Source organism: uncultured Capnocytophaga sp., from assembly GCF_938029845.1.
GTDB lineage: Bacteria > Bacteroidota > Bacteroidia > Flavobacteriales > Flavobacteriaceae > Capnocytophaga.
The window spans coordinates 38,533-60,666 of sequence record NZ_CALHGG010000168.1; the positions used below are offsets into that span (position 1 = coordinate 38,533).

Here is a 22,134-nt window from a genome sequence, read left to right on the forward strand (position 1 = left end):
GCTTTACCAGAGCCGTCGCTTGAAAGTAGTGTGATTTGCACGCTACTTTTTTGCCCTTGCCCAACGAAAGGAAACGATAATGGGTAAAGTACAGATTCTTGCCGTCCTCACGATAGACGGTTGTCAAAGCTCCGAGTTATATTGCAAAGCGTATAAGGAACTGCGCCTTGAAGATTGCGGCATCAATGAGATAAGGGAAAACGCCCTTTATCATATCACACCGGATTATTCCATCTCCATGCTTGACGAATGGCGGAAATCCACAACAGACATCTGCTATCTGGCGGAAGTCACTCCTGAAAAAGCGGACTACATCAACGGGCTGCTGCGTATGCGTGTGGTGGATGAAATCATACTTTACACGATTCCTTTCATTGCCGGAACGGGAAAGCGTTTCTTCCAATCCGCCTTGCCGCAGGAACAATGGACGCTGACCTCACAGAAGGTGTACCGCAACGGAGTGGTCCGCCATATCTATAAAGCGTGCGTTTGATGTCCATAAAATGGACGAATGTTCAGTAAATGAACACTTTAAGCTGAATACAATTCCTTTCAGATAAATAAATCGCGAAATTATCACTCTGAAATCCAGCACCTTGCAGAGAGCGTGCCGGATTTTTTATTTTATGGACACGCTTTTTGCCAATCATATTCATGTGCGCATACCGAAAAAACAGAGTGTAAAATTTCAAAATTGACAGGACATGAATTATTTCTTATTGACGGAAACAGAGTTCTTCCGCCGTATAAACGAAGCCGGGGACTGCAATATGGAAACGGCATACACGGCTTTCGCCACGCAAGTGATCGAACTATGCAACGGCAATGTGGACACCACCCGCACCATCATCGCGCTGGCTTACATTGAAATCGAGTTGCAGCACCATCCCGTGCGCAATCTTCCCGAAGAAAAGAGGGAGGTTGCAGCCTACATCAGCAAGGCACTCTCTTTCGTTAGGAAGATGCAGAAGTTCCTTGCCGCTCCCCAAGTGTCACCACTAATCCCCATCCGTACATCCTCCGACAACACAACCGAAAATCCCGCCTCACCCCTGCAATGGACGGGCAACGCCATCGACCTCGTGGAACTTATCTACGGCATCAACGAGATGGGCTGCATCAATAACGGCAACATGCCGCTCAAACAGCTCGCCCCGCTCCTCTACAAGATTTTCGGTGTCGAATCAAAGGACTGCTACCGCTTCTATATCGACATCAAACGACGGAAGAACGAAAGCCGCACCTACTTCCTTGACAGGATGCAGGAGAAACTGAACGAGAAGATGCTCCGCGACGAGGAAATGGAACGTTTGAGAAAATAATCCTGTACCAATGATGAATCAGGGGGTGACGTTATGCCACTCTCTGATTTTTTGTAGGTTTTGTACCTGCCGTGCAGATACATTTCGTTATCTATTCGCCCGAAAACCAGCGAAAAGCACTATCTTTGTACCCACCTTACAGAATTGTATATGAGCATAGACAACCTCGACATAGTAAAACGGCTGATAGCCGAAAAAGAATGCGGACGGGTGGAGTTCAAGGAAACCACCGGACAGTTGGAGCGTGGCATGGAAACGCTTTGCGCTTTCCTTAACGGAGAAGGCGGCACGGTATTGTTCGGTGTTACCGACAAGGAAAAAATCATCGGACAAGACGTGAGCGACAAGACCAAGAGGGATATAGCGGACGCGATCAACCGGTTGGAGCCTGTGGCAATGGTACAAATATCTTATGCACCGCTGCCGGACAGTGAGAAGAAAGTAATTGTTTTTCGTGTTGAAGATTCAAGGCTCAACCGTCCGTTCTGCTATAAAGGAAGACCATATATGCGGGTGGAAAGTGCGACCACAACGATGCCACAATCAAAGTATAATGAACTTCTTTTGCAGCATGAAAAAGTCTGGCATAGCTGGGAAACCTACCCGAATACCGATTTGAAGATTACGGATTTGGATGAAGAGGAAATCCACAAGACGGTACGTTTAGGAATAGAGTACGGACGTTTACCCGAATCGACAGGTGACGAAGTTCCTATCATACTTGAAAAACTGAATCTTCTTGAAGGCGGTGTACTTAAAAATGCAGCCGCCGTATTGTTCGCCAAAAAGAAACTGGTACATTATCCGCAGAACTTGCTGCGACTTGCCCGATTCAGAGGTACAGACAAAACCGTATTTATAGACAACAAACGGGTACACGGGAACTTGTTCCATCTGCTTGACGAGGCAATGGCTTTTGTGTTCAGACATCTTTCATTATCCGGAACAACGGACGCATTGGAGCGTGAGGAACATTTGGAAATACCGCATAAGGCTATACGAGAAGCTGTAATCAACTCCCTATGTCACAGGAGTTACCGTGATATTGGAGGTTCGGTAGCCATAGCCATCTATGATGACCGTGTTGAAATAGAGAATCCCGGTTCGTTTCCGTCCGAATGGGATATGAATAAAATCAAATCCGAACATGGTTCAAAGCCCCATAATCCTTTAATTGCAGACACGCTTTATGTGCGAAAAGTATTGGAGAGCTGGGGACGCGGCATAAATCTCATAATAGAAGAATGTCAAAAGGTTAATTTGCCGGAGCCTGAATATCAAATAACAACCAATGAAGTGAAACTTGTCTTCAGATATAAGGTGGCAGGACAAGAAACAGGACAAGAAACAGGACAAGTAGCAGGACAAGTAGCAGGACAAGTAATGTCGCTTGTATCAGCTTTGGGAAATGATATTTTGCCGTTGAAAGAAATCATGGAGCGTTTATCTTTGAGGGGACGTGATAATTTCCTTACCAGTTACCTAAATCCTGCATTGAGAGAGGGACTTGTCGAACAAACCCATCCGGAAAATCCCAAGCACCGCAACCAAAAATACAGGCTTACTGAAGCTGGAAAAATCATTTTGTCAAAAGGCAACAGGAAGGATGGCTAAGAAGAAACATAAGAAAGATTCAGATGCAGACTTGCCTGTAATCATGGATTACGGCATCGGTTGCATATCCATTTATGACCCGGTTGATATGATGCCATACAATGACCCGCCTGTCACCGAGCAAACCCGTTTCAAGAAACTCCGCAAGGAAATGAAAGCGGAGTTCAAATGGTTGGCGTCTTCTATAACAATAGAGTATTGGAAAGAAAACCGGCAGATACCTTTCGGTGAGGAAATGTCGAAACTCAGAATCCGACTGTTGAGAATCTTCGCCGAAGAATACAGCATACTACTAAAAGATGATACAGAACTGAAAAACTATCTGCTCATGCTTGTCATTACCACCATCAACAAGCATCTCCAATCTGAAAATAAAAATCCGTAACCGGTCGTCGGCTACGGATTTTCCATATATAAACGGATATACTATTTCTGCTGCAACAGATGTTTCAGATTTTCGTCACCCGCGATGCGTTCCAGCTCGTCGGCGACAATCTGTTTCACCTCCTCCTTGATACGCCTGTAATTCGCCTGCACTGTTTCCTTCATGCAGTCTTTGCCATCCTCGTCCGTGAAGTCAGTAATTACGGGTATCGGCTTGTAGGCTTTCTCCTCGCGCTTGACCTTCTCGGCATCCACGACAATCTCACAGTGGAAAATCTTCTGTTCTATACGTTCGTTGAAGTTGTCGGACACCGAACCGACAAACATTCCCTGCGTCAAGCCGGAAATCTTGCTCGGCGGGATAAGCGCGTCCATCTGCGTGTTGATGGAGGTGGAAACATCCTGCCTGTTGATGGAAATGGACTGCCGTTTCTGCAACACCTTTCCGAACCGTTCCGAGAGCGTCTTGGCGGTTTCGCCCACCACCTGACCGGAGAAAATATTGCCGACGGTGTTCATCACCACTTTCGCCTCCTTGTCCCCGTAGTCACGCACCAACTGGCTGAAATCCTGAAATCCCAGACATACGGCAACCTTGTTGCTTCGTGCGGTGGCGATAAGGTTGTCCAGCCCCTTGAAATATATCGTCGGAAGCTCGTCGATGATAACTGACGACTTCAACATCCCTTTCTTGTTGATGAGCTTCACGATACGGGAATTATACAGACCGAGAGCCGCCCCGTAAATGTTCTGACGGTCCGGATTGTTGCCCACGCAGAGTATTTTCGGCTCTTTGGGATTGTTGATGTCCAGCGTGAACTCACTGTCCGACATCACCCAATAGAGCTGCGGGGAAATCATGCGTGACAGCGGGATTTTCGCCGATGCAATCTGCCCCATCAACTGCTCGGCAGCCCCTCCGAGCCACGCGTCCATGAACGGTGAGAGATAGTTCTCCAATTCCGGGTAAGATGTCAGTATCGGGAAGATATCCTCGTAACGGCGGTTCAGGAACTCGATGGCATGGGGGAACGTGCAATACTTGCCATTTTGGAAAATTTTAAGATACCAGATGATAGCCGCGAAGAGGATGATGGGCGATTCCACAAAGAAGTCGCCCTGCTTCTGCACCCAACTCTTGTTTAAGTTGAGCATGATGGTGTACGCGCTTTCGTAAGCGTCCGTAATATCCTCCATGAAGTCCGGGTGAATGGGATTGCAACGGTGCGAGCGTCGCGGGTCATCGAAGTTTATCACGTAGAACTTCGGCTTCACCTTGTATCCCTCCGGGTGGTTGAGCAGATGATTATAGGCTATCGTGGACAAGTCGCTGAATTTGAAGTCGTAAACATACATCGAGAAGCCCTTCTCAATCTGCTGCTTGATAAAATTGTTTACCACCGCGTATGACTTTCCGCTGCCCGGCGTACCCAATACGATGGAAGCCCTGAAGGGATTCACTACGTTAATCCAGCCGTTGTTCCAACGTTTCCTGTAATAAAAGCGGGTGGGCAGATTGACCGAATACTCGCTTTCGATGAGCCGTGTTTCCTGCATGAAGCTCTCGTTCTCGTTGTTGAACACGTCATCCATGAGGTTGTGTTTCAACAGGCGGCTCATCCACAGACCGCCCATCAGCAGGCATACATAGCCCGTGCCTACGGTCAGCACGTAAAGCCCCGTCACCGCTTCAACCGGTAGCGGCAACGCCAGTATCCACCAGTTGAGGAAGAACAGTACGAACCCTGCGGCAAGAGCCGTCCAGATCCGTCCCCAAGTAATTTTCTCTCCCTTGACGCCCTTCGTTCCCAGACAGGACAGGGCAAGGAGGAGGACGGCAAACAGTTTCGTGTAGAGGATGGAACGGAACAGCCCCGCCGTGCGGTTGAAATTCATCAGGATTCTGTCCACCACGCCGATGTCCACGCTCCAGAGCCGTATGGCTTCATAGCAGAACCAGTACACGTTCATGACCACTAAAATAATACTCACGGCACGCAGAAAATCCATGATTTTCGCCAATGCCCTCAAATCGTCTTCTTGTTGTGACATAGATTGAAAAATTTTGATGTTGATACCTCGATTACATTCCCAAACCCTTGCGCCTTTTCTTTTTCTTCTTGCGCTGCATCGCCCGGATAAAGGCTTCCTCCTCGGCATCCACAGCCGGACCTTCGGGAGTGAGCAGACCGATACCTCCCGCCGTGTTCTCGTGGTCGGATGCTGTCTGTTCGCGCATATCCTCTACTGTTTCCACCGGAACGGAAAGCGGAATCGGTGGCTGTCCGGCATAAGGCAGCGTGAAGTGTTCCTGCAAAGCGTTGGCGGAAAGTTCCTTGCCCATGCGCGAGCCGTTCAGCACGCAGCCCGTGCGATGGTCGATAAACGTGGCTCCGTAGATGCGCCCTTCCTCCGTGTAGCGCAGCACGGTGTCGATACCCTTCTCCCTGAGCCGCGAAACGAACTTCTCCTTGTCATACGTGCCTTCAAGCACGGAAAGGACGGTGCGTTTTGTCATGTCGGCGAGTTTCCGGTCCTTAATCTCCTGCTTGGAACGGGCAAACTTCTTCTGCACGGCTTCATAGCCTGCGGACTTCCCGAAAAGCGAGGACTTGAACGGGTTGCCCGTCTTGTTCCCGGCATCATCGGTGACGGAATAGACCAGCCCGTGATACTCACGCCCGCACACGTTTCCCCGCGCTTCCTCCACCGTCATATTATATAAGGAAAGGAGGGCGCGATATTCGCCCATCGTCTGGAAACGGTACTGTCCACTCAGAGCCTTGACGGTATTCCCGACCTGCCTTTTCACGTCGCCCGCCGAAGCGTCCACCTTTCGCAGAGGGTTCTCTATCCGTTGATTCTTACGTTCCGCCGGGTGCAGCCCGTACTTTTGTTCCAGTTCCCGCCGGATGCGGTCGCTGCGGCGGAAAAGGAAATCCTGATTGAGCCGCCTGCCTTTCTCGTCCACATTGATTGTCACGATGTGCAGGTGGTGGCGGTCTATGTCCTCGTGCTTTACAATAAGATACGGCTGGTCCCCGTAGCCGAGTTTTTCCAGATACTCGCGTGCGATGTCCTGCAATTCCGTATCGGTCAGCACATCGTCGGGATGCGGGTTGAGCGAGATATGGAGTACCGGTTTCTCCACCCTCGTATGCTCCGGCATACAGGCGAGAAAACCCTCCATCGCCTTGCGTATGTCCACCGTCCCCGTGCCGTCATTGTAGATGCGGTTGGTGGTGAGCAGACGCCCTTTCGCCTCGTTGATCTTTTCCCCGTTGTAGGCAAGTGCGCCGTACAGCGACTTTCCTACACTGATTTTTGCGACCATTTCGCCTCCATTTCCCTTGAAAGTTCCACAATCTGACGGCTCAGTTTCACGAGTTCGACGGTCTGTTGCTCCAGCTTGTAGAGCAACGCCATTGCCTTTTTCTCGGAAAAATGCAGCCTGAGTTCCTTCACGACTTGGTTGTAGTTCGTGCCTACCGCGCGGAACTGCGCATGGAAATCGGACAGTCTGGTGTAGTAATCCACCAGCGTCCTGTCCACTTTCAGCACCCTGAACGGCTGCCCGAAGAAGTGCGCCTTGATGAAAACCGACTTGGCGTAAACGCCCGACTTCTCGAACATGGCGAGGAAACGGTTGTGTTCCTCCTCGTTGAAACGGACGGTGTAGCGGAATACCGCCGGATCAAGTTTGGGATTTCTCCCGGTCTTGTTTCTTTTCTCTTTCATATAAACTTTGGATTTAGCGGATGGACGGCATAAGCCGCCGCTTGGGGTCACAGACACCGCAGGTTTGAAAAGCTTCCCGACTTCGGAGAGGAAGCCCGCCCCCTGCAAGGGCAAGTGCTTTTCGTGGCTGCTCAAAACGTTTTGAGCGGCTGAAAAGACATCTTGCTATGTTCAGGCGAACATAAAAATCCGTCGGGGCCGGATTGGGGGAATGCCTTTCAAACTCCGGGCTGCGCCACCTGCGGCGAACCCTGCCGTTCGGGTGCAAAGTTACGCCCTTAAAGCGGTATCGGACAGAGGCTTGACCCGGACAATCAGTGCCAACCGGCGCAACATGCCGCCACTTGTCGGGGAAGTGATACAGGTTCAAAAATATCCTTGTTTATTTGCAGCATGATTCAAGAAACGAACGATTTGAAGATATGAAAAATGAGGCTTTCAAATATCCGGCAAACCGCTTCGGCGGCTATTTGCCTGACCGGATACCCGAACCTTCGGATACCCGGTTTTACAATGACGCGGTGATTCACGGATTCAATGACTTCATGACGCAATGTCGTCATTCATCAGTTATCCGAATCCCTGCCCCACCGTTGAAGCGGATACGTGACGAACCGGACAGTCAGAGATTCGCGGACGCGGATATACATGTCACCGATTCCGTATCGGAGCAGGAAAACAATTCATCAACCATTAAAACCAACAGAACCATGAGTAATGAAACATTCGTTGCATTCGCAACACAGAAAGGGGGTATCGGCAAATCCACCGTCACGGCACTTGCCGCCAACTACCTCCACAACGTGAAAGGACACAATGTCGCAGTCATAGACTGCGACACCCCGCAGCACAGCATACACGGGTTGCGTGAACGTGAAACGGGACTTATCGGCGGGAGCCTCTATTTCAAGGCACTCGCGTGTGACCACTTCCGCAAGATAAGGAAGAACGCCTACCCGGTCATCGCAAGCGACGCCCTTAACGCCCTCGATGATGCCGAAAGGATGCTTGCCGAAGAAGAGGTGAAACCCGACATCGTGTTTTTCGACATGCCGGGAACCCTGAAAAGCAACGGCGTGGTCAAGACCCTCTCGCAGATGGACTACATCTTCGCGCCCATGAGTGCCGACCGTTTTGTCGTGGAAAGCACCCTGCAATTCGCTGTGATGTTCCGTGACAACCTCATGACGACGGGACAGGCGAAAACAAAAGGGCTGTACCTGTTCTGGACGATGGTGGACGGCAGGGAGAAGAACGGGCTTTACGACCTGTATGAGGATGTGATCGCCGAGATGGGGCTGCCGGTGCTGTCCACCCGCCTGCCCGACAGCAAGAAGTTCCGGCGCGACCTCTCGGAAGAGCGCAAGAGCGTGTTCCGCTCGACCATCTTCCCGATGGATGCGTCCCTGCTGAAAGGGAGCGGCATCCGTGAGTTCTCGGAAGAGATAAGCCGTATCATCAGACCTCAATAATCATGGGCAGCAGGAAAGTGAACACCGAAGGCATTGACGAGGAACTGTTGATAGCCTCCATCGGCAGACGCAGGCAGGACGGGACCCTGTACCACGCGCAGGAGCCGCCCGCGCCTGCTCCCGAAGAAAAAAGCGTCCCTGAAACGGAACCGCCGCCCGCGCAATACACGGCAAAGGAAAAACCGCAGAGGGACACTGTCCGCCGCAAACGGCAGGAGGACGACTATTCCGGGCTGTTCCTCCGCCGCAACGAGATAAAGACGCGCCAGTGCGTCTATATCAGCCGCGATGTCCACAGCAAGATTCTCAAAATCGTGAACGACATCGCCGGGCGTGAAATCTCGGTAGGCGGCTACGTGGACACCGTGCTGCGCCAACATCTGGAACAGCACAAGGAGAAAATAAACGAACTGTACAAGAAACAACGTGAAGACTTGATTTGAATATGGAAAAGAACCAGAAAAACAGAAGTCCGCAGCATGACGGCGGCGGTATGCTTGCCCAAGTGCAGGCGAGTGTGGAAATCCTATCCCCCGTGCCGTTAGGCGGCAAATGCGGTGAAAAGGACTATGAACGGCTGTTCATCCGTGAAGCCGAAGTGAAGGCACGCGAGGGAAAGATGGCGTATGTGCGTCCGGAGTACCACGACCGCATCATGCGCATCACCCGTGTGATCGGGCATGACAAATTGTCGCTGTCCGCCTACATCGACCATGTGCTTACGCACCACTTCAACCAGTGCGAGGAGGCGATAAAGAGCCTTTACGCCCAGAATTACGACGCAGTATTTTAACCCTCAAAAAGAGAACGTGCATGAGTGAAACAATAAGCATGACTGATATTCTGCTGACCGTATCGGTCGGCTGCAACCTGTGGTTCCTGTTCCTGCTCCTTTATGACAGGATCATGGAAACCAGACTTGTCCGCTTCCTAAGAAGCATAGCCGGAGTGTGGCGGTCGTTGGGCGGCACGGCGGCAAAGCCCGAAACGGTAAGGGACACACCGCCCGCAGACACCCCGGACATCATCGGCAAGAGCCGTTTCAGGATGGCATCGCCCCGGACAACCGCTGCCATACCGACGCAAGAAGCCGCCACTTCGGAAAAAGGCATTGAGCTGACGGAGGAAGAGACTACTTTTGACGACGGAAACACGGAAACCGTGTCCCGTCCCGCACAAGTCCCGGAGGATAAACTCGACGAAACCTTCACGAGCCTCACGCCTTCGGAACTGGAGTTCGGGGAGGACGAGCCGGAGGAAGAAACGCCCGACGCGCCGAGGGCATCGGGAAGCAGTTTCGACGAGATAGACGATGCGGTCAGAACCGCCAAGAACCCGGAAGCGACAACGACGGAACGGGAGCGGGCGGCAAAGGTCTTCACCGACATGGAAGGGACGGAGCTGTACGAGAAGCTGATGACCGGCTCGTCTGAAATGAGCATCCGCATCAAGGGACTTATCGAAATCCGGCTGAAGAAGAATAAACCGAAAAAGGATTTTGTCGTCCCGGACAGTATTGAGAACTTCGACATCCGCAACTATGTATAACGACTAAAAAAGAATGAGAATGAAAACGTAAGACGGCATCACCCACGCGCACGGCGGTACAAGGTACAGCCAATTCGCAACGGACACACCCAAGTCCGTAGAAACAAACGGGCAACCCACTAAACCAAAGTAAAGTAATCGAGTATCAACCGCCCGACAAAGGACCATCCACCCTTTGGACGGCACAAAACAAGAACAGTTTATGAACAAGAACAACAGACAGAAACTTATCCTCTCTGCGGCACTTCTGGTTGCCGCAACCGCCTCCGCCTTCGCGCAGGGAAACGGCATCGCGGGCATCAACGAAGCCACCTCTATGGTGAGTTCGTACTTCGACCCCGGCACGAAACTCATCTACGCCATCGGCGCGGTAGTCGGGCTTATCGGGGGCGTGAAAGTGTATGGGAAATTCTCGTCCGGCGATCCCGACACATCCAAGACTGCCGCCTCGTGGTTCGGGGCGTGCATCTTCCTGATTGTCGCCGCCACCATCCTGCGCTCATTCTTCCTTTAATAAACAATGTATGGCTGAATACCCGATAAACAAGGGTATCGGCCGTCCGGTAGAGTTCAAGGGTTTGAAGGCTCAGTACCTCTTCATCTTCTGCGGAGGTCTGCTGGCTCTCTTCGTCCTGTTCGTCATCCTCTACATGGTCGGCATCGACCAGTGGGTATGTATCGGCTTCGGCGTGGCATCGTCTTCCATCCTCGTATGGCAGACCTTCGCGCTGAACGCCCGGTACGGCGAACACGGACTGATGAAATTAGGGGCAACAAGGAGCCATCCCCGATACCTTATCAACCGGCGGCGGATCACCCGATTATTCAAACGGAAACGAAAGGAAGAAACGACATGAGGAATACATCCAAAATGACAACACTGGAAAACAAGTTCCCGCTATTGGCGGTGGAGCAAGGTTGCATCATCTCCAAAGACGCCGACATCACGGTGGCTTTCGAGGTGGAACTGCCGGAGCTTTATACCGTGACGGGTGCGGAGTACGAGGCTATACACGGCTGCTGGTGCAAGGCGATCAAGGTGCTGCCGGACTTCTCCGTCGTCCACAAGCAGGACTGGTTCATCAAGGAGAAGTACACGCCGGAACTTCACAAGGACGACATGAGTTTTTTGAGCCGCTCTTTCGAGCGGCACTTCAACGAGCGACCGTACCTGAAGCACACGTGCTACCTCTACCTGACCAAGACGACGAAGGAGCGTAACCGGATGCAGAGCAATTTCAGCACGCTGTGCCGGGGGCATATCATCCCGAAGGAACTGGACAAGGAAACAGCCGCGAAGTTCATGGAGGCTGCGGAACAGTTCGAGCGCATCATCAACGACAGCGGCTTTGTCAGGCTGCGCCGCCTCTCCACCGACGAGATCGTGGGGACAGACGGCAAAGCCGGACTGATAGAGCGTTACTTCTCGCTCATGCCCGAAGGCGACGCCACGTTACAGGACATAGACCTCTCGGCACGGGAGATGCGCATCGGCGACAATCGCCTGTGCCTGCACACCCTGTCCGACGCGGAAGACCTTCCCGGCACGGTGGCTACCGACACACGGTATGAGAAACTCTCCACCGACCGCTCGGACTGCCGCCTCTCCTTCGCCTCCCCGGTGGGGCTGCTGCTCTCCTGCAACCACATTTACAACCAGTACGTGATTATCGACAACAGCGAGGAGAACCTTCAAAAATTCGAGAAGTCCGCAAGGAATATGCAGTCGTTATCCCGATACAGCCGGAGCAACAGCATCAACCGCGAGTGGATAGACCGCTACCTGAACGAGGCGCACTCCTACGGGCTGACCTCGGTGCGGGCGCACTTCAACGTCATGGCGTGGAGCGACGACGCGGAAGAGCTGAAGCACATAAAGAACGACGTGGGCAGCCAGCTGGCAAGCATGGAGTGCGTGCCGCGCCACAACACCATCGACTGCCCGACACTTTATTGGGCGGCTATGCCCGGCAACGCGGCGGACTTTCCGGCGGAAGAGAGTTTCCACACCTTCATCGAACAGGCGGTGTGCCTCTTCACGGAGGAAACCAACTACCGCAGCTCGCTCTCGCCCTTCGGCATCAAGATGGTGGACAGGCTCACGGGAAAACCGCTGCACCTCGACATCAGTGACCTGCCGATGAAGCGGGGCATCACCACGAACCGTAACAAGTTCGTATTAGGTCCTTCGGGCAGTGGCAAGTCGTTCTTCATGAACCACCTCGTGCGGCAATACTACGAGCAGGGCGCGCATGTGGTATTGGTGGACACGGGAAACTCCTATCAAGGGCTATGCGAGATGATACGGCGCAAGACGGGCGGCACGGACGGCGTGTATTTTACCTACACGGAGGAGAAGCCCATCAGCTTCAACCCGTTCTATACCGACGACTACGTGTTCGACGTGGAGAAAAAGGACAGCATAAAGACGCTGCTGCTGACGCTCTGGAAGTCGGAGGACGACAAGGTGACGAAAACCGAAAGCGGGGAATTGGGCAGTGCCGTGAGTGCCTACATCGAGCGCATCAGGGCTGACCGGAGCATCGTCCCCTCGTTCAACACCTTCTACGAGTACATGCGCGACGACTACCGCAGGGAACTGGCGGAACGCGACATCAAGGTGGAGAAGGAGGACTTCAACATCGACAACATGCTCACCACCATGCGGCAGTATTACCGGGGCGGACGCTACGACTTCCTGCTCAACTCGGCGGAGAACATCGACCTGCTGGGCAAACGGTTCATCGTCTTCGAGATCGATTCCATCAAGGACAACCGCGAACTGTTCCCGGTAGTGACCATCATCATCATGGAAGCCTTCATCAACAAGATGCGGCGTCTGAAAGGTGTGAGAAAGCAGCTTATCGTGGAAGAGGCTTGGAAGGCTCTCTCGTCGGCGAACATGGCTGATTACCTGCGCTATATGTACAAGACGGTGCGCAAATACTTCGGTGAGGCAATCGTGGTGACGCAGGAGGTGGACGACATCATTTCCTCGCCCGTCGTCAAGGAGAGCATCATCAACAACTCGGACTGTAAAATCCTGCTTGACCAGCGCAAGTACATGAACAAGTTCGACCAGATTCAGGCGTTGCTCGGACTGACGGAGAAGGAGAAGTCGCAGATACTCTCCATCAACATGGCGAACAACCCCTCACGGCTCTACAAGGAGGTGTGGATAGGCTTGGGCGGCACGCAGTCGGCGGTCTATGCCACCGAGGTGAGCGCGGAAGAGTATCTGGCGTACACCACCGAGGAAACGGAAAAGGTGGAGGTGTACCGTCTGGCGGAGCAATTGGGCGGCGACATCGAAGCCGCCATCCGACAGCTTGCCGAAAGACGGAGAAACAAGCAGTAAGTAATCAATAATCGGTAAAACAGATTTATCAACGAAAAAAGAAAAGCGTATGAGCATATCAAGAATGAAGATGCTGCAAGTCAGCAAGTGTCTGATCGGATTGGCGGTCATGGTGCTGCAATCCTGCGACGTGGCGGAGAACCGCCGCGACCTGCTGTGCGGGAATTGGGAAAGCGTGGAGGGCAAGCCCGACGTGCTTATCTACAAGGAGGGCGAAGCCTACAAGGTGACGGTATTCAAACGGAGCGGCATCCGCCGCAGGCTGAAACCGGAAACCTACCTCTTGCAGGAGGAGAACGGCAACCTGTTCATGAACACCGGCTTCCGCATCGACGTGGCGTATAACGAAGCCACCGACGTGCTGACCTTCTCACCGAACGGGGACTACGTGCGTGTGAAGCCGCAGCCGGAAACTCCGGCAGGAAAATAAGAACCGCTAAAATCCAAAGAAACATGAGAACAAGAATAACATTCGTCATCTGCCTGTGCCTGCTTCTCGCGGGCAGGGCTTCCGCCCAATGGGTCGTGAGCGATCCGGGCAATCTGGCGCAGGGCATCATCAATGCCTCGAAGAACATCATCCACACCTCGAAGACCGCCACGAACATGGTGAATAACTTTCAGGAAACGGTGAAAATCTACGAGCAGGGCAAGAAGTATTACGACGCCCTCAAATCCGTGAACAATCTGGTCAAGGACGCCCGCAAGGTGCAGCAGACCATACTGATGGTAGGCGACATCACGGACATCTACGTGACCAGCTTCCAGAAGATGCTGCGCGACGACAACTTCACGGTGGAGGAACTCGGAGCCATCGCCTTCGGGTACACGAAGCTGCTGGAGGAATCCAATGACGTGCTTACGGAGTTGAAGAACGTGGTGAACATCACCACGCTCTCCATGACGGACAAGGAGCGCATGGACGTGGTGGAACGCTGCCACTCCAAGATGAAGCGTTACCGCAACCTCGTGAGCTACTACACCAACAAGAATATCAGCGTGAGCTACCTGCGTGCGAAGAAGAAAAACGACCTTGACCGCATCATGGGGCTGTACGGGAGCATGAACGAAAGATACTGGTAGCCTATGGAGTTCGACAACCTTCACCAGATTCTCCGCTCGCTCTACGAGCAGATGATGCCGCTGTGCGCCGACATGGCGGGCGTGGCGAAAGGCATCGCCGGGCTGGGCGCGCTCTTCTATGTCGCCTACCGGGTATGGCAGTCGTTGGCGAGAGCCGAACCGATAGACGTCTTCCCGATGCTCCGTCCCTTTGCCGTCGGTCTGTGCATCATGTTCTTCCCTACGGTGGTGCTTGGCACGATAAACAGCGTCCTCTCGCCCGTCGTGCAGGGTACGGCGAAACTGCTCGAAACGCAGACTTTGGACATGAACAAGTACCGGGAGCAGAAGGACAGGCTGGAATACGAGGCGATGGTGCGCAACCCCGAAACCGCCTACCTCGTGTCCAACGAGGAGTTTGACAAGCAACTGGAGGAATTGGGCTGGTCGCCCTCCGACATGGTGACGATGGCGGGGATGTATATCGACCGGGGGATGTACAAGATGAAGAAGGGCATCCGCGACTTCTTCCGCGAGATACTGGAACTGATGTTCCAAGCCGCCGCCCTCGTGATAGACACCATCCGCACCTTCTTCCTCGTGGTGCTGGCGATACTCGGTCCGATAGCCTTCGCCATATCGGTGTGGGACGGCTTCCAAAGCACGCTCACGCAGTGGATATGCCGCTACATTCAGGTCTATCTGTGGCTGCCCGTGTCGGACATATTCAGCACCATACTCGCCAAGATTCAGGTGTTGATGCTCCAGAGCGACATCGAGCGCATGCAGACCGACCCCAACTTCTCGCTGGATTCCAGCGACGGGGTGTATATCGTGTTCATGATAATCGGCATCATCGGCTACTTCACCATTCCGACGGTGGCGGGCTGGATCATCCAAGCCGGGGGCATGGGCGGCTACGGGCGCAACGTGAACCAGATGGCGGGACGCGCCGGAGGCATGGCGGGAAGCGTGGCGGGTGCTACCGCAGGCAACATGGTCGGACGTGCCGGGAAACTGCTGAAATAATCAATGTGGAATTATAAACGGAAAAAGTAAAATGGAATTCAAGTCACTCAAAAACATCGAATCATCGTTCAGGCAGATACGCCTGTTCGGTATCGTCTTCCTCTCGCTGTGCGCAGTGATAACGGTATGGAGCGTGTGGAGTTCCTACCGCTTCGCGGAGCGGCAGCGGGAAAAGATCTATGTGCTGGACAACGGCAAGTCGCTGATGCTGGCACTCTCGCAGGACCTCTCGCAGAACCGTCCGGCGGAAGCGAGGGAGCATGTGCGCCGCTTCCACGAGCTGTTCTTCACGCTCTCGCCCGAAAAGAGCGCGATAGAACACAACGTGAAGCGTGCGTTGCTGCTGGCAGACAAGAGCGTGTACAACTACTATTCGGACTTCGCCGAGAAGGGGTACTACAACCGCATCATCGCCGGTAACATCAACCAAGTGCTGAAGGTGGACAGCGTGGTGTGCGACTTCAACGGCTATCCCTACCGCACCGTGACCTACGCCACGCAGAAAATCATCCGGCAGAGCAACGTCACAGAGCGCAGCCTCGTGACCACGTGCCGCCTCTTGAACTCGTCCCGTTCGGACGACAACCCCAACGGGTTCACCATCGAGGGATTCACCATCATCGAGAACAAAGATTTACAAACCATCAAAAGGTAAACGGACATGAAGAAAATCAAGAAATCACTGTGGAGTGCGTACTGGAAACTCCACGACAAAAAGAAAATGCTGGTGGAACGGCTCAAAGGGTATCTGGACGGCTTGCCGCCGAAGACACGCAGGCGCATCGTGCTGGCGATGCTCATCGCATTCGCCGCACTTGCCCTCTACACCTTCGGTAAAGCCGTCTATGACATCGGCAGGAATGACGGCAGCCGGATGGAGATAGACCATGCCGGACAGGTGGAACTGTCCGTGAAGCCGGATAACAATCACAATGTAATACCTTATTTATATGGAACAGACGAAGAATGAACCCAAGAACGAAAACAAGGCGGCTCCCGGCAACGACAAGCCGAAAAAGGAGCGCAAGCCGCTGACCGAAGCCCAACGGCTGAAACGCCAGAAAATGATAGTGCTTCCCGCTATGGTGCTGGTATTCATCGGGGCTATGTGGCTGATATTCGCCCCGTCCTCCGGCAAGGAGCAGGAGCCGGGAACAAGCGGCTACAACATCGAGATGCCCGATGCGGACAAGGAGAACCGCCGGATTATCGGTGACAAGGCGAAAGCCTACGAGCAGGGGGCAATGGAGGAACGGCAGGAGAACCGCAGCCGCGCCATGCAGCAGTTGGGCGACCTGTTCGACCGCGAAACGGTGGAAGCGGATGGGGACAGCGACTTCGACCTTGCCAATCCCGGCGGAACGGAAGAGGCGGTGAAGCCAGCACCGAAGACCATCCAGTCCTCGGCAGCCGCCTACCGTGACCTCAATGCCACGCTCGGCAACTTCTACGAGCAGCCGAAGAACGACAATGCGGAGATGGACGAGCTGCTGGAACGCATCGCCACCCTCGAATCCGAACTGGAAAGCGGAAAAGAGAGAAGCTCCACGATGGACGAGCAGGTGGCACTCATGGAAAAATCCTACGAACTGGCGGCGAAGTACATGGGCGGTCAGAACGGCACGCAGGCGGCAGCGGGACAGACCGCAGAGCCGTCCCCCGTGCAGAAAACCGGAAAGAACACGGCAAAACCCGTCAGGCAAGTGACGCATCAGGTGGTGTCCTCGCTCGGACAGCCCATGAGCAATGCCGAATTTGTCGCTTCCTTCTCGCAGGAACGCAACCGCAGTTTCAACACGGCGGTGGGCGTTACAACCGTACCGGACAGGAACACCATACCGGCATGCGTCTATGGGGCGCAGAGCGTGACGGACGGGCAGGCGGTCAGGTTGCGGCTGTTGGAGCCGATGGCGGTAGCAGACCGGATCATCCCCCGTAATGCGGTGGTGGTCGGCGCAGCCAAGATTCAGGGTGAACGGCTCGGCATCGAAATCACCTCGCTGGAACACGACGGTACGGTTATCCCGGTGGAGTTGGAGGTCTATGACACGGACGGGCAGCCCGGCATATTCATCCCCAACTCGATGGAGATGAACGCCGTCAGGGAGGTTGCCGCCAACATGGGCGGTTCGCTCGGCAGTAGCATCAACATCTCCACCAATGCCGGGGCGCAGCTCGCCTCCGACTTGGGCAAGGGGCTGATACAAGGCACGAGCCAGTACATTGCCAAGAAGATGCGCACCGTCAAAGTGCATCTGAAAGCCGGGTACAGGGTCATGCTCTATCAGGAGAAGAACTGATGTATAATCATAAGAAATCCAATCAATAACAACAACCCACTAAATTCAAAGTAAAATGAGAAAAGTAATCATGATGTTTGCCCTCGCTATGGGCATCGCAACTGCCAACGCGCAGGAAAACGTAACCGTTGAAACGACCAACGGAAGTGAAGAACTGACCTTGACAAAAGAGGTCTATCCGCAGAAGGAGGCGGACGGCGACCTGTATCACGGTCTGACGAGAAAGCTGGGCTTTGACCGCATGGTTCCCCCGCACGGCTTGGAAGTGACCTACGACAAGACCGTGCATGTCATCTTCCCGGCGGAGGTGCGCTATGTCGATTTAGGCTCGCCCGACCTGATTGCGGGCAAAGCCGACGGAGCGGAGAACGTCATCCGTGTGAAGGCTACCGTGAGGAATTTCCCGAACGAAACCAACATGTCCGTCATCACGGAGGACGGGAGTTTCTACACCTTCAACGTGAAATACGCCGCCGAACCGCTGCTGCTCAACGTGGAGATGTGCGACTTCATCCATGACGGCGAGGCGGTGAACCGTCCGAACAACGCGCAGGAAATCTACCTGAAAGAATTAGGCAGCGAAAGTCCGATGCTGGTGCGCCTTATCATGAAGTCCATCCACAAGCAGAACAAACGTGAGGTGAAGCATATCGGCTGCAAGCGTTTCGGCATCCAGTACCTTCTGAAAGGCATCTACACGCACAACGGGCTTCTGTATTTCCACACGGAAATCAAGAACCAGAGCAACGTGCCTTTCGATGTGGACTACATCACATGGAAAATCGTGGACAAGAAGGTGGCGAAGCGTACCGCCGTGCAGGAGCGTATCATCCTGCCGCTCCGCGCGCAGAACTACGCCACGCTCGTGCCGGGCAAAAAAAGCGAACGCACGGTCTTCACGATGGCGAAGTTCACCATACCCGACGGCAAGTGCCTCGTGGTGGAGCTGAACGAGAAGAACGGCGGCCGTCACCAGTCCTTCGTGATCGAGAACGAGGACTTGGTGCGCGCCAATACCATCAACGAACTTCAAGTGCGCTGACCATGAGAAAGTACATCGCAATAATCATCGCGTCGCTTGCCCTGTTCACGGGGCAGGCGCACGCCCAGCGATGCCTGCCGAAGATGCAGGGCATCGAGGTCAGGGCGAATCTGGCGGACGGCTTCAAACCCGGCGGCAACGACGGCGGGTACAGTTTCGGGGCGGCTCTCTCCACCTACACGAAGAAGGGGAACAAATGGGTGTTCGGAGGTGAGTATCTCCTGAAAAACAACCCGTACAAGGACACCGCCATACCTGTGGCGCAGTTCACGGCGGAAGGCGGCTACTATTTCAAGATACTTTCCGATGCCCGTAAAATCGTGTTCGTCTATGCGGGGGCTTCGGCTCTCGCCGGGTATGAATCGGTGAATTGGGGCGAAAAAGTGCTGCATGACGGTTCGACACTGCACGACCGGGACGCCTTCATCTACGGCGGTGCGCTGACGCTCGATGTAGAGTTTTACGTGGCTGACCGTATCGCCCTGCTCGCCAACCTCCGGGAGCGTTGCCTGTGGGGTGGCGACACGAAGAAGTTCCATACCCAATTCGGGGTGGGCATCAAGTTCGTCATCAACTGACACGCGGCATGGAACGGACGGATATAGACACCATGAGGCAAATATCCCTCGCGGACTTTCTCGCGCGGTTGGGGCATGAGCCTGTCCGAAGGAGCGGAAACGAACTTTGGTATCGTGCGCCGTACCGCAGTGAGCGCACGCCCTCTTTCCGTGTGAACGTGGCGAAACGGCTCTGGTACGACTTCGGTTTGGGCAAGGGCGGTGACATCTTCACGCTTGCCGGGGAGTTTGCCCGAAGCGGTGACTTCATGGCGCAGGCAAGATTCATAGCGGAAACCGCCCGTATGCCGTTTGTCGCATCGGAAAAGCCGTTGTACCTGCCGGAACCGTCCGAACCTGCCTTTGAGGGGGTGGAAGCCGTCCCACTGCTCCGCTCACCATTAACAGAGTATCTGGCGGAACGGGGCATCCCTTATGCCGTTGCATCCCGTCACTGCTGCCGCTTGAACTACGGCGTGCGTGGAAAACGGTATTTCGCAATCGGTTTCCAGAACGTGGTTGGCGGCTATGAAATCCGGAGCCGTTATTTCAAGGGTTGCGTGCCGCCGAAGGATGTGTCGCTGGTCAAAATGGAAAGTTCTCCGACTGGCGTGTGCAGTTTATTTGAAGGATTTATGGACTTCCTTTCCGCTGCCACGCTTGGATTGGAAACAGGCGACAGCCTTGTGCTGAACTCCGTCGCCAACGTGGGTAAGGCGGTAAAACACTTAGACGGGTACGGGCGCATCGACTGCTTCCTCGACCGTGACGAAGCCGGGCGGAGGACGCTGGAAGCCCTCAAAGGACACTACGGCGGACGTGTCTGTAACTGTTCCGCACTCTATGACGGTTGCAAGGACTTGAACGAGTATCTGCAACTGACAGCAAAAAAGAAATGAACAATAACTTAAAAATCAAAGGACAATGAACATACTGAACAACAAGAACAAGAGAATATCCATCTTCAAGGCGTTGGCACTCTGCCTGTTCGCCGCCGTGTCGCTCACGCTCGCATCGTGTGACGATGACATGGACATCCAGCAATCCTATCCGTTCACGGTGGAAACGATGCCCGTACCGAACAAGGTCACAAAGGGGCAGACGGTGGAAATCCGCTGTGAACTGAAAAGGACGGGCGATTACGCCAACACGCTCTACACCATCCGGTATTTCCAGTTCGAAGGGGAAGGCACGCTGAAAATGGCGGGCGGCATTACTTTTCTGCCCAATGACCGCTACCTGCTCGAAAACGAGAAGTTCCGGCTGTACTATACGGCTGAGGGCGACGAGGCGCACAACTTCATCGTGGTGGTGGAGGACAATTTCAAAAATTCCTACGAATTGGAATTTGACTTCAACAACCGGAACGTGAAGGACGACATTCAGACCGTCATCCCCATAGGCAATTACAAACCTCTGCCAAGATGATGCGTGTATTCATGGCTATCCTCTGTTCGCTGCTGGCGGTCTGCTCCGTGTCCGCACGGGACAGCCGTCGGAAGGGGACGGACAGGCAGGCGGCAATCTACCGCCTGCCGCCTTTTGAGCGGGCGGTTCGCTGTACGAAGTATTTTGAAGGCTGGCACTCGGAGAAACACCACCCATACGTGGGCTGGGGTCATCAGGTGCAGCCGGGGGAAAGGTATTCGGCACGCACCATGACGAAGCGGCAGGCGGACGCACTCCTGCGGAAAGACTTGCGTAAGTTCTGCGCCATGTTCCGTAAGTTCGGGCGTGACAGTCTGCTCCTTGCCACGCTCGCCTACAATGTCGGTCCATACCGGCTTTTGGGGAGCGGGAAGATACCCAAAAGCACGCTGATCCGAAAATTGGAGGCGGGCGACAGGAACATTTACCGGGAATATATCGCTTTCTGCAACTACAAGGGGAAACGGCACGCCATGCTGCTCAAACGGAGAAAGGCGGAGTTTGCGCTGCTGTACATTCCGTAACATGGCAAATGCCTGACAAATGAAACTCCGATGAAGCCGCAACTTCATCGGAGTTTCCGCTTTTCATACATTCGGGATTTTTCCTTTGCCGATTACTTCACCGTCCCTGCAATGCTCTATGATGCCGGGCGAAAATCCCATCTCCCCGATTGCGATATGCCGGATATACTCCACATATTCCTGACCTTGAAAAATCCTGCCCGTGAGGTTTTTGAAAATCATCCTTATGCTTGTTCCGTCATCGCTGTGCAGGATGATTTTTCCGTTCTGTCTGATTTCTTCCATGATTGAAACTTGTTTTTGTGAATACTATCGTAGATTGGGACAGCGGTTTCTTTGCTACTTTCTTTGTCCGCCGTCATGCTCACCGAAAGAAAGTAGGGCGGCTTTGTCCGCCGCCACTCAAAAATGGGTGTAGAGTCCTGTTACCATCGTGAACATTTCTTCCAGCATATCGCAATATATGCCATCGTGTGTTTCGATGTCCTTCGTCTTGCACTCGAATGTCTTTTTGCTGAACGTCCTGCGGTAGAAACGCATATTGTAGAGGTCTAAGCCGGCATCGTAGATGATGTCAAGGCGGTTGGCACTCGTCTTGTTCCTCGCAAGGCTCATGCGCAGTCCGTTACCCATATCTATAAAGTCCTTGCTTCCCGTCATGGCGGCAAAGCGTCTGCCGCCTATCTGCTGTAAAATAGTCTTCGCTATCATGCTTTTCTTGGTTGTAGGTTGGCGGTGCGGACACCGCCAACTTGT

General features: G+C 53.6%; 27 protein-coding genes. 22 read left to right on the forward strand and 5 right to left on the reverse strand.

Annotation, left to right across the window (positions count from 1 at the left end):
• Positions 1-79: 79 nt before the first annotated feature.
• The 4 genes from Q0625_RS12845 to Q0625_RS12860 all read left to right on the forward strand — a co-directional run bounded on the left by Q0625_RS12845 (position 80) and on the right by Q0625_RS12860 (position 3,321).
• A complete protein-coding gene (locus Q0625_RS12845) occupies positions 80-493 on the forward strand; it encodes a dihydrofolate reductase family protein (RefSeq protein ID WP_007366523.1) in 414 nt (137 codons plus the stop codon).
• 211 nt (positions 494-704) lie between these two features.
• Positions 705-1,322: an RteC domain-containing protein gene (locus Q0625_RS12850; protein ID WP_007366522.1), complete on the forward strand. Its 618-nt coding sequence runs from the start codon at positions 705-707 to the stop codon at positions 1,320-1,322.
• 150 nt (positions 1,323-1,472) lie between these two features.
• Entirely contained in the window at positions 1,473-2,936 is a 1,464-nt protein-coding gene (locus Q0625_RS12855; RefSeq protein ID WP_007366521.1) for a Fic family protein, read from the forward strand.
• 88 nt (positions 2,937-3,024) lie between these two features.
• Positions 3,025-3,321 carry a hypothetical protein gene (locus tag Q0625_RS12860; RefSeq protein WP_298828052.1) on the forward strand — a complete coding sequence of 99 codons (297 nt, stop codon included), beginning with the start codon at positions 3,025-3,027 and terminating at the stop codon, positions 3,319-3,321.
• Between the two features lie 41 nt (positions 3,322-3,362).
• Here Q0625_RS12860 and mobC read toward each other — a convergent pair whose 3' ends face one another.
• From mobC to mobA, 3 genes are read right to left on the reverse strand one after another with little or no spacing between them, the layout of a single operon-like run.
• On the reverse strand, positions 3,363-5,372 hold the full coding sequence (gene mobC, locus Q0625_RS12865) for a conjugal transfer protein MobC (RefSeq protein WP_007366519.1): 2,010 nt from the start codon (positions 5,370-5,372) through the stop codon (positions 3,363-3,365).
• A 31-nt stretch (positions 5,373-5,403) separates the two neighbouring features.
• Entirely contained in the window at positions 5,404-6,654 is a 1,251-nt protein-coding gene (mobB, locus tag Q0625_RS12870; protein ID WP_007366518.1) for a conjugal transfer protein MobB, read from the reverse strand.
• Positions 6,633-7,058 carry a conjugal transfer protein MobA gene (mobA, locus tag Q0625_RS12875; protein WP_005944180.1) on the reverse strand — a complete coding sequence of 142 codons (426 nt, stop codon included), beginning with the start codon at positions 7,056-7,058 and terminating at the stop codon, positions 6,633-6,635. The genes mobB and mobA overlap by 22 nt, the downstream gene beginning before the upstream one ends.
• Positions 7,059-7,768: 710 nt before the next feature.
• Between mobA and Q0625_RS12880 the strand changes: the two genes are divergently transcribed.
• The 18 genes from Q0625_RS12880 (at position 7,769) to Q0625_RS12965 (ending at position 21,378) form a co-directional block, all read left to right on the forward strand.
• Positions 7,769-8,530, forward strand: a complete 762-nt coding sequence (locus tag Q0625_RS12880; RefSeq protein WP_028899186.1) for a ParA family protein — start codon at positions 7,769-7,771, stop codon at positions 8,528-8,530.
• A gap of 2 nt (positions 8,531-8,532) precedes the next feature.
• The gene (locus Q0625_RS12885; protein WP_007366516.1) at positions 8,533-8,973 is read left to right on the forward strand and encodes a DUF3408 domain-containing protein; all 441 of its coding nucleotides are present in this window, start codon (positions 8,533-8,535) and stop codon (positions 8,971-8,973) included.
• A 2-nt stretch (positions 8,974-8,975) separates the two neighbouring features.
• The gene (locus Q0625_RS12890; protein WP_028899187.1) at positions 8,976-9,323 is read left to right on the forward strand and encodes a DUF3408 domain-containing protein; all 348 of its coding nucleotides are present in this window, start codon (positions 8,976-8,978) and stop codon (positions 9,321-9,323) included.
• Between the two features lie 20 nt (positions 9,324-9,343).
• Positions 9,344-10,078: a hypothetical protein gene (locus Q0625_RS12895; protein ID WP_007366514.1), complete on the forward strand. Its 735-nt coding sequence runs from the start codon at positions 9,344-9,346 to the stop codon at positions 10,076-10,078.
• 202 nt (positions 10,079-10,280) lie between these two features.
• Positions 10,281-10,592 carry a DUF4134 domain-containing protein gene (locus Q0625_RS12900; protein ID WP_009016663.1) on the forward strand — a complete coding sequence of 104 codons (312 nt, stop codon included), beginning with the start codon at positions 10,281-10,283 and terminating at the stop codon, positions 10,590-10,592.
• A 10-nt stretch (positions 10,593-10,602) separates the two neighbouring features.
• Positions 10,603-10,935 carry a DUF4133 domain-containing protein gene (locus Q0625_RS12905; RefSeq protein ID WP_007366512.1) on the forward strand — a complete coding sequence of 111 codons (333 nt, stop codon included), beginning with the start codon at positions 10,603-10,605 and terminating at the stop codon, positions 10,933-10,935.
• Positions 10,932-13,436, forward strand: a complete 2,505-nt coding sequence (locus tag Q0625_RS12910; RefSeq protein WP_005850488.1) for a TraG family conjugative transposon ATPase — start codon at positions 10,932-10,934, stop codon at positions 13,434-13,436. The genes Q0625_RS12905 and Q0625_RS12910 overlap by 4 nt, the downstream gene beginning before the upstream one ends.
• A 49-nt stretch (positions 13,437-13,485) precedes the next feature.
• Positions 13,486-13,866 (forward strand): DUF3876 domain-containing protein, encoded by a 381-nt coding sequence (locus Q0625_RS12915; protein WP_007366509.1) that lies wholly within the window; start codon positions 13,486-13,488, stop codon positions 13,864-13,866.
• 23 nt (positions 13,867-13,889) lie between these two features.
• Positions 13,890-14,519 (forward strand): DUF4141 domain-containing protein, encoded by a 630-nt coding sequence (locus Q0625_RS12920; protein ID WP_007366508.1) that lies wholly within the window; start codon positions 13,890-13,892, stop codon positions 14,517-14,519.
• 3 nt (positions 14,520-14,522) lie between these two features.
• Positions 14,523-15,527: a conjugative transposon protein TraJ gene (traJ, locus tag Q0625_RS12925; protein WP_007366507.1), complete on the forward strand. Its 1,005-nt coding sequence runs from the start codon at positions 14,523-14,525 to the stop codon at positions 15,525-15,527.
• Positions 15,528-15,558: 31 nt separating this feature from the next.
• Positions 15,559-16,182: a conjugative transposon protein TraK gene (gene traK, locus Q0625_RS12930; protein WP_007366506.1), complete on the forward strand. Its 624-nt coding sequence runs from the start codon at positions 15,559-15,561 to the stop codon at positions 16,180-16,182.
• Positions 16,183-16,188: 6 nt separating this feature from the next.
• Positions 16,189-16,497 carry a TraL conjugative transposon family protein gene (locus Q0625_RS12935; protein ID WP_007366505.1) on the forward strand — a complete coding sequence of 103 codons (309 nt, stop codon included), beginning with the start codon at positions 16,189-16,191 and terminating at the stop codon, positions 16,495-16,497.
• Entirely contained in the window at positions 16,478-17,827 is a 1,350-nt protein-coding gene (gene traM / locus Q0625_RS12940; protein WP_007366504.1) for a conjugative transposon protein TraM, read from the forward strand. The genes Q0625_RS12935 and traM overlap by 20 nt, the downstream gene beginning before the upstream one ends.
• 55 nt (positions 17,828-17,882) lie before the next feature.
• Positions 17,883-18,869, forward strand: coding sequence for a conjugative transposon protein TraN (traN, locus tag Q0625_RS12945; protein ID WP_007366503.1), 987 nt, complete (start codon positions 17,883-17,885; stop codon positions 18,867-18,869).
• 2 nt (positions 18,870-18,871) lie between these two features.
• On the forward strand, positions 18,872-19,447 hold the full coding sequence (locus tag Q0625_RS12950) for a conjugal transfer protein TraO (protein ID WP_007366502.1): 576 nt from the start codon (positions 18,872-18,874) through the stop codon (positions 19,445-19,447).
• An 8-nt stretch (positions 19,448-19,455) separates the two neighbouring features.
• Positions 19,456-20,325 carry a toprim domain-containing protein gene (locus Q0625_RS12955; protein ID WP_007366501.1) on the forward strand — a complete coding sequence of 290 codons (870 nt, stop codon included), beginning with the start codon at positions 19,456-19,458 and terminating at the stop codon, positions 20,323-20,325.
• 25 nt (positions 20,326-20,350) lie between these two features.
• Positions 20,351-20,854: a DUF3872 domain-containing protein gene (locus tag Q0625_RS12960; RefSeq protein ID WP_007366500.1), complete on the forward strand. Its 504-nt coding sequence runs from the start codon at positions 20,351-20,353 to the stop codon at positions 20,852-20,854.
• Entirely contained in the window at positions 20,851-21,378 is a 528-nt protein-coding gene (locus Q0625_RS12965; protein WP_007366499.1) for a lysozyme, read from the forward strand. Before Q0625_RS12960 ends, Q0625_RS12965 begins: the two co-directional genes overlap by 4 nt.
• Before the next feature lie 63 nt (positions 21,379-21,441).
• Here the strand turns inward: Q0625_RS12965 and Q0625_RS14970 are convergent, their stop codons facing one another.
• On the reverse strand, positions 21,442-21,663 hold the full coding sequence (locus Q0625_RS14970; RefSeq protein WP_007366498.1) for a hypothetical protein: 222 nt from the start codon (positions 21,661-21,663) through the stop codon (positions 21,442-21,444).
• A gap of 117 nt (positions 21,664-21,780) precedes the next feature.
• Complete coding sequence (locus Q0625_RS12975; protein WP_007366497.1) at positions 21,781-22,089, reverse strand: hypothetical protein; 309 nt, start codon at positions 22,087-22,089, stop codon at positions 21,781-21,783.
• Positions 22,090-22,134: the final 45 nt, after the last annotated feature.

Excerpts from the sequence above, each read along its gene's own strand:
- Q0625_RS12845 (WP_007366523.1), top strand. The coding sequence starts at position 80 with ATGGGTAAAGTACAGATTCTTGCCGTCCTCACGATAGACGGTTGTCAA.
- Q0625_RS12850 (WP_007366522.1), top strand. The coding sequence starts at position 705 with ATGAATTATTTCTTATTGACGGAAACAGAGTTCTTCCGCCGTATAAAC.
- Q0625_RS12855 (WP_007366521.1), top strand. The coding sequence starts at position 1,473 with ATGAGCATAGACAACCTCGACATAGTAAAACGGCTGATAGCCGAAAAA.
- Q0625_RS12860 (WP_298828052.1), top strand. The coding sequence starts at position 3,025 with ATGATGCCATACAATGACCCGCCTGTCACCGAGCAAACCCGTTTCAAG.
- mobC (WP_007366519.1), bottom strand. The coding sequence starts at position 5,372 with ATGTCACAACAAGAAGACGATTTGAGGGCATTGGCGAAAATCATGGAT.
- mobB (WP_007366518.1), bottom strand. The coding sequence starts at position 6,654 with ATGGTCGCAAAAATCAGTGTAGGAAAGTCGCTGTACGGCGCACTTGCC.
- mobA (WP_005944180.1), bottom strand. The coding sequence starts at position 7,058 with ATGAAAGAGAAAAGAAACAAGACCGGGAGAAATCCCAAACTTGATCCG.
- Q0625_RS12880 (WP_028899186.1), top strand. The coding sequence starts at position 7,769 with ATGAGTAATGAAACATTCGTTGCATTCGCAACACAGAAAGGGGGTATC.
- Q0625_RS12885 (WP_007366516.1), top strand. The coding sequence starts at position 8,533 with ATGGGCAGCAGGAAAGTGAACACCGAAGGCATTGACGAGGAACTGTTG.
- Q0625_RS12890 (WP_028899187.1), top strand. The coding sequence starts at position 8,976 with ATGGAAAAGAACCAGAAAAACAGAAGTCCGCAGCATGACGGCGGCGGT.
- Q0625_RS12895 (WP_007366514.1), top strand. The coding sequence starts at position 9,344 with ATGAGTGAAACAATAAGCATGACTGATATTCTGCTGACCGTATCGGTC.
- Q0625_RS12900 (WP_009016663.1), top strand. The coding sequence starts at position 10,281 with ATGAACAAGAACAACAGACAGAAACTTATCCTCTCTGCGGCACTTCTG.
- Q0625_RS12905 (WP_007366512.1), top strand. The coding sequence starts at position 10,603 with ATGGCTGAATACCCGATAAACAAGGGTATCGGCCGTCCGGTAGAGTTC.
- Q0625_RS12910 (WP_005850488.1), top strand. The coding sequence starts at position 10,932 with ATGAGGAATACATCCAAAATGACAACACTGGAAAACAAGTTCCCGCTA.
- Q0625_RS12915 (WP_007366509.1), top strand. The coding sequence starts at position 13,486 with ATGAGCATATCAAGAATGAAGATGCTGCAAGTCAGCAAGTGTCTGATC.
- Q0625_RS12920 (WP_007366508.1), top strand. The coding sequence starts at position 13,890 with ATGAGAACAAGAATAACATTCGTCATCTGCCTGTGCCTGCTTCTCGCG.
- traJ (WP_007366507.1), top strand. The coding sequence starts at position 14,523 with ATGGAGTTCGACAACCTTCACCAGATTCTCCGCTCGCTCTACGAGCAG.
- traK (WP_007366506.1), top strand. The coding sequence starts at position 15,559 with ATGGAATTCAAGTCACTCAAAAACATCGAATCATCGTTCAGGCAGATA.
- Q0625_RS12935 (WP_007366505.1), top strand. The coding sequence starts at position 16,189 with ATGAAGAAAATCAAGAAATCACTGTGGAGTGCGTACTGGAAACTCCAC.
- traM (WP_007366504.1), top strand. The coding sequence starts at position 16,478 with ATGGAACAGACGAAGAATGAACCCAAGAACGAAAACAAGGCGGCTCCC.
- traN (WP_007366503.1), top strand. The coding sequence starts at position 17,883 with ATGAGAAAAGTAATCATGATGTTTGCCCTCGCTATGGGCATCGCAACT.
- Q0625_RS12950 (WP_007366502.1), top strand. The coding sequence starts at position 18,872 with ATGAGAAAGTACATCGCAATAATCATCGCGTCGCTTGCCCTGTTCACG.
- Q0625_RS12955 (WP_007366501.1), top strand. The coding sequence starts at position 19,456 with ATGGAACGGACGGATATAGACACCATGAGGCAAATATCCCTCGCGGAC.
- Q0625_RS12960 (WP_007366500.1), top strand. The coding sequence starts at position 20,351 with ATGAACATACTGAACAACAAGAACAAGAGAATATCCATCTTCAAGGCG.
- Q0625_RS12965 (WP_007366499.1), top strand. The coding sequence starts at position 20,851 with ATGATGCGTGTATTCATGGCTATCCTCTGTTCGCTGCTGGCGGTCTGC.
- Q0625_RS14970 (WP_007366498.1), bottom strand. The coding sequence starts at position 21,663 with ATGGAAGAAATCAGACAGAACGGAAAAATCATCCTGCACAGCGATGAC.
- Q0625_RS12975 (WP_007366497.1), bottom strand. The coding sequence starts at position 22,089 with ATGATAGCGAAGACTATTTTACAGCAGATAGGCGGCAGACGCTTTGCC.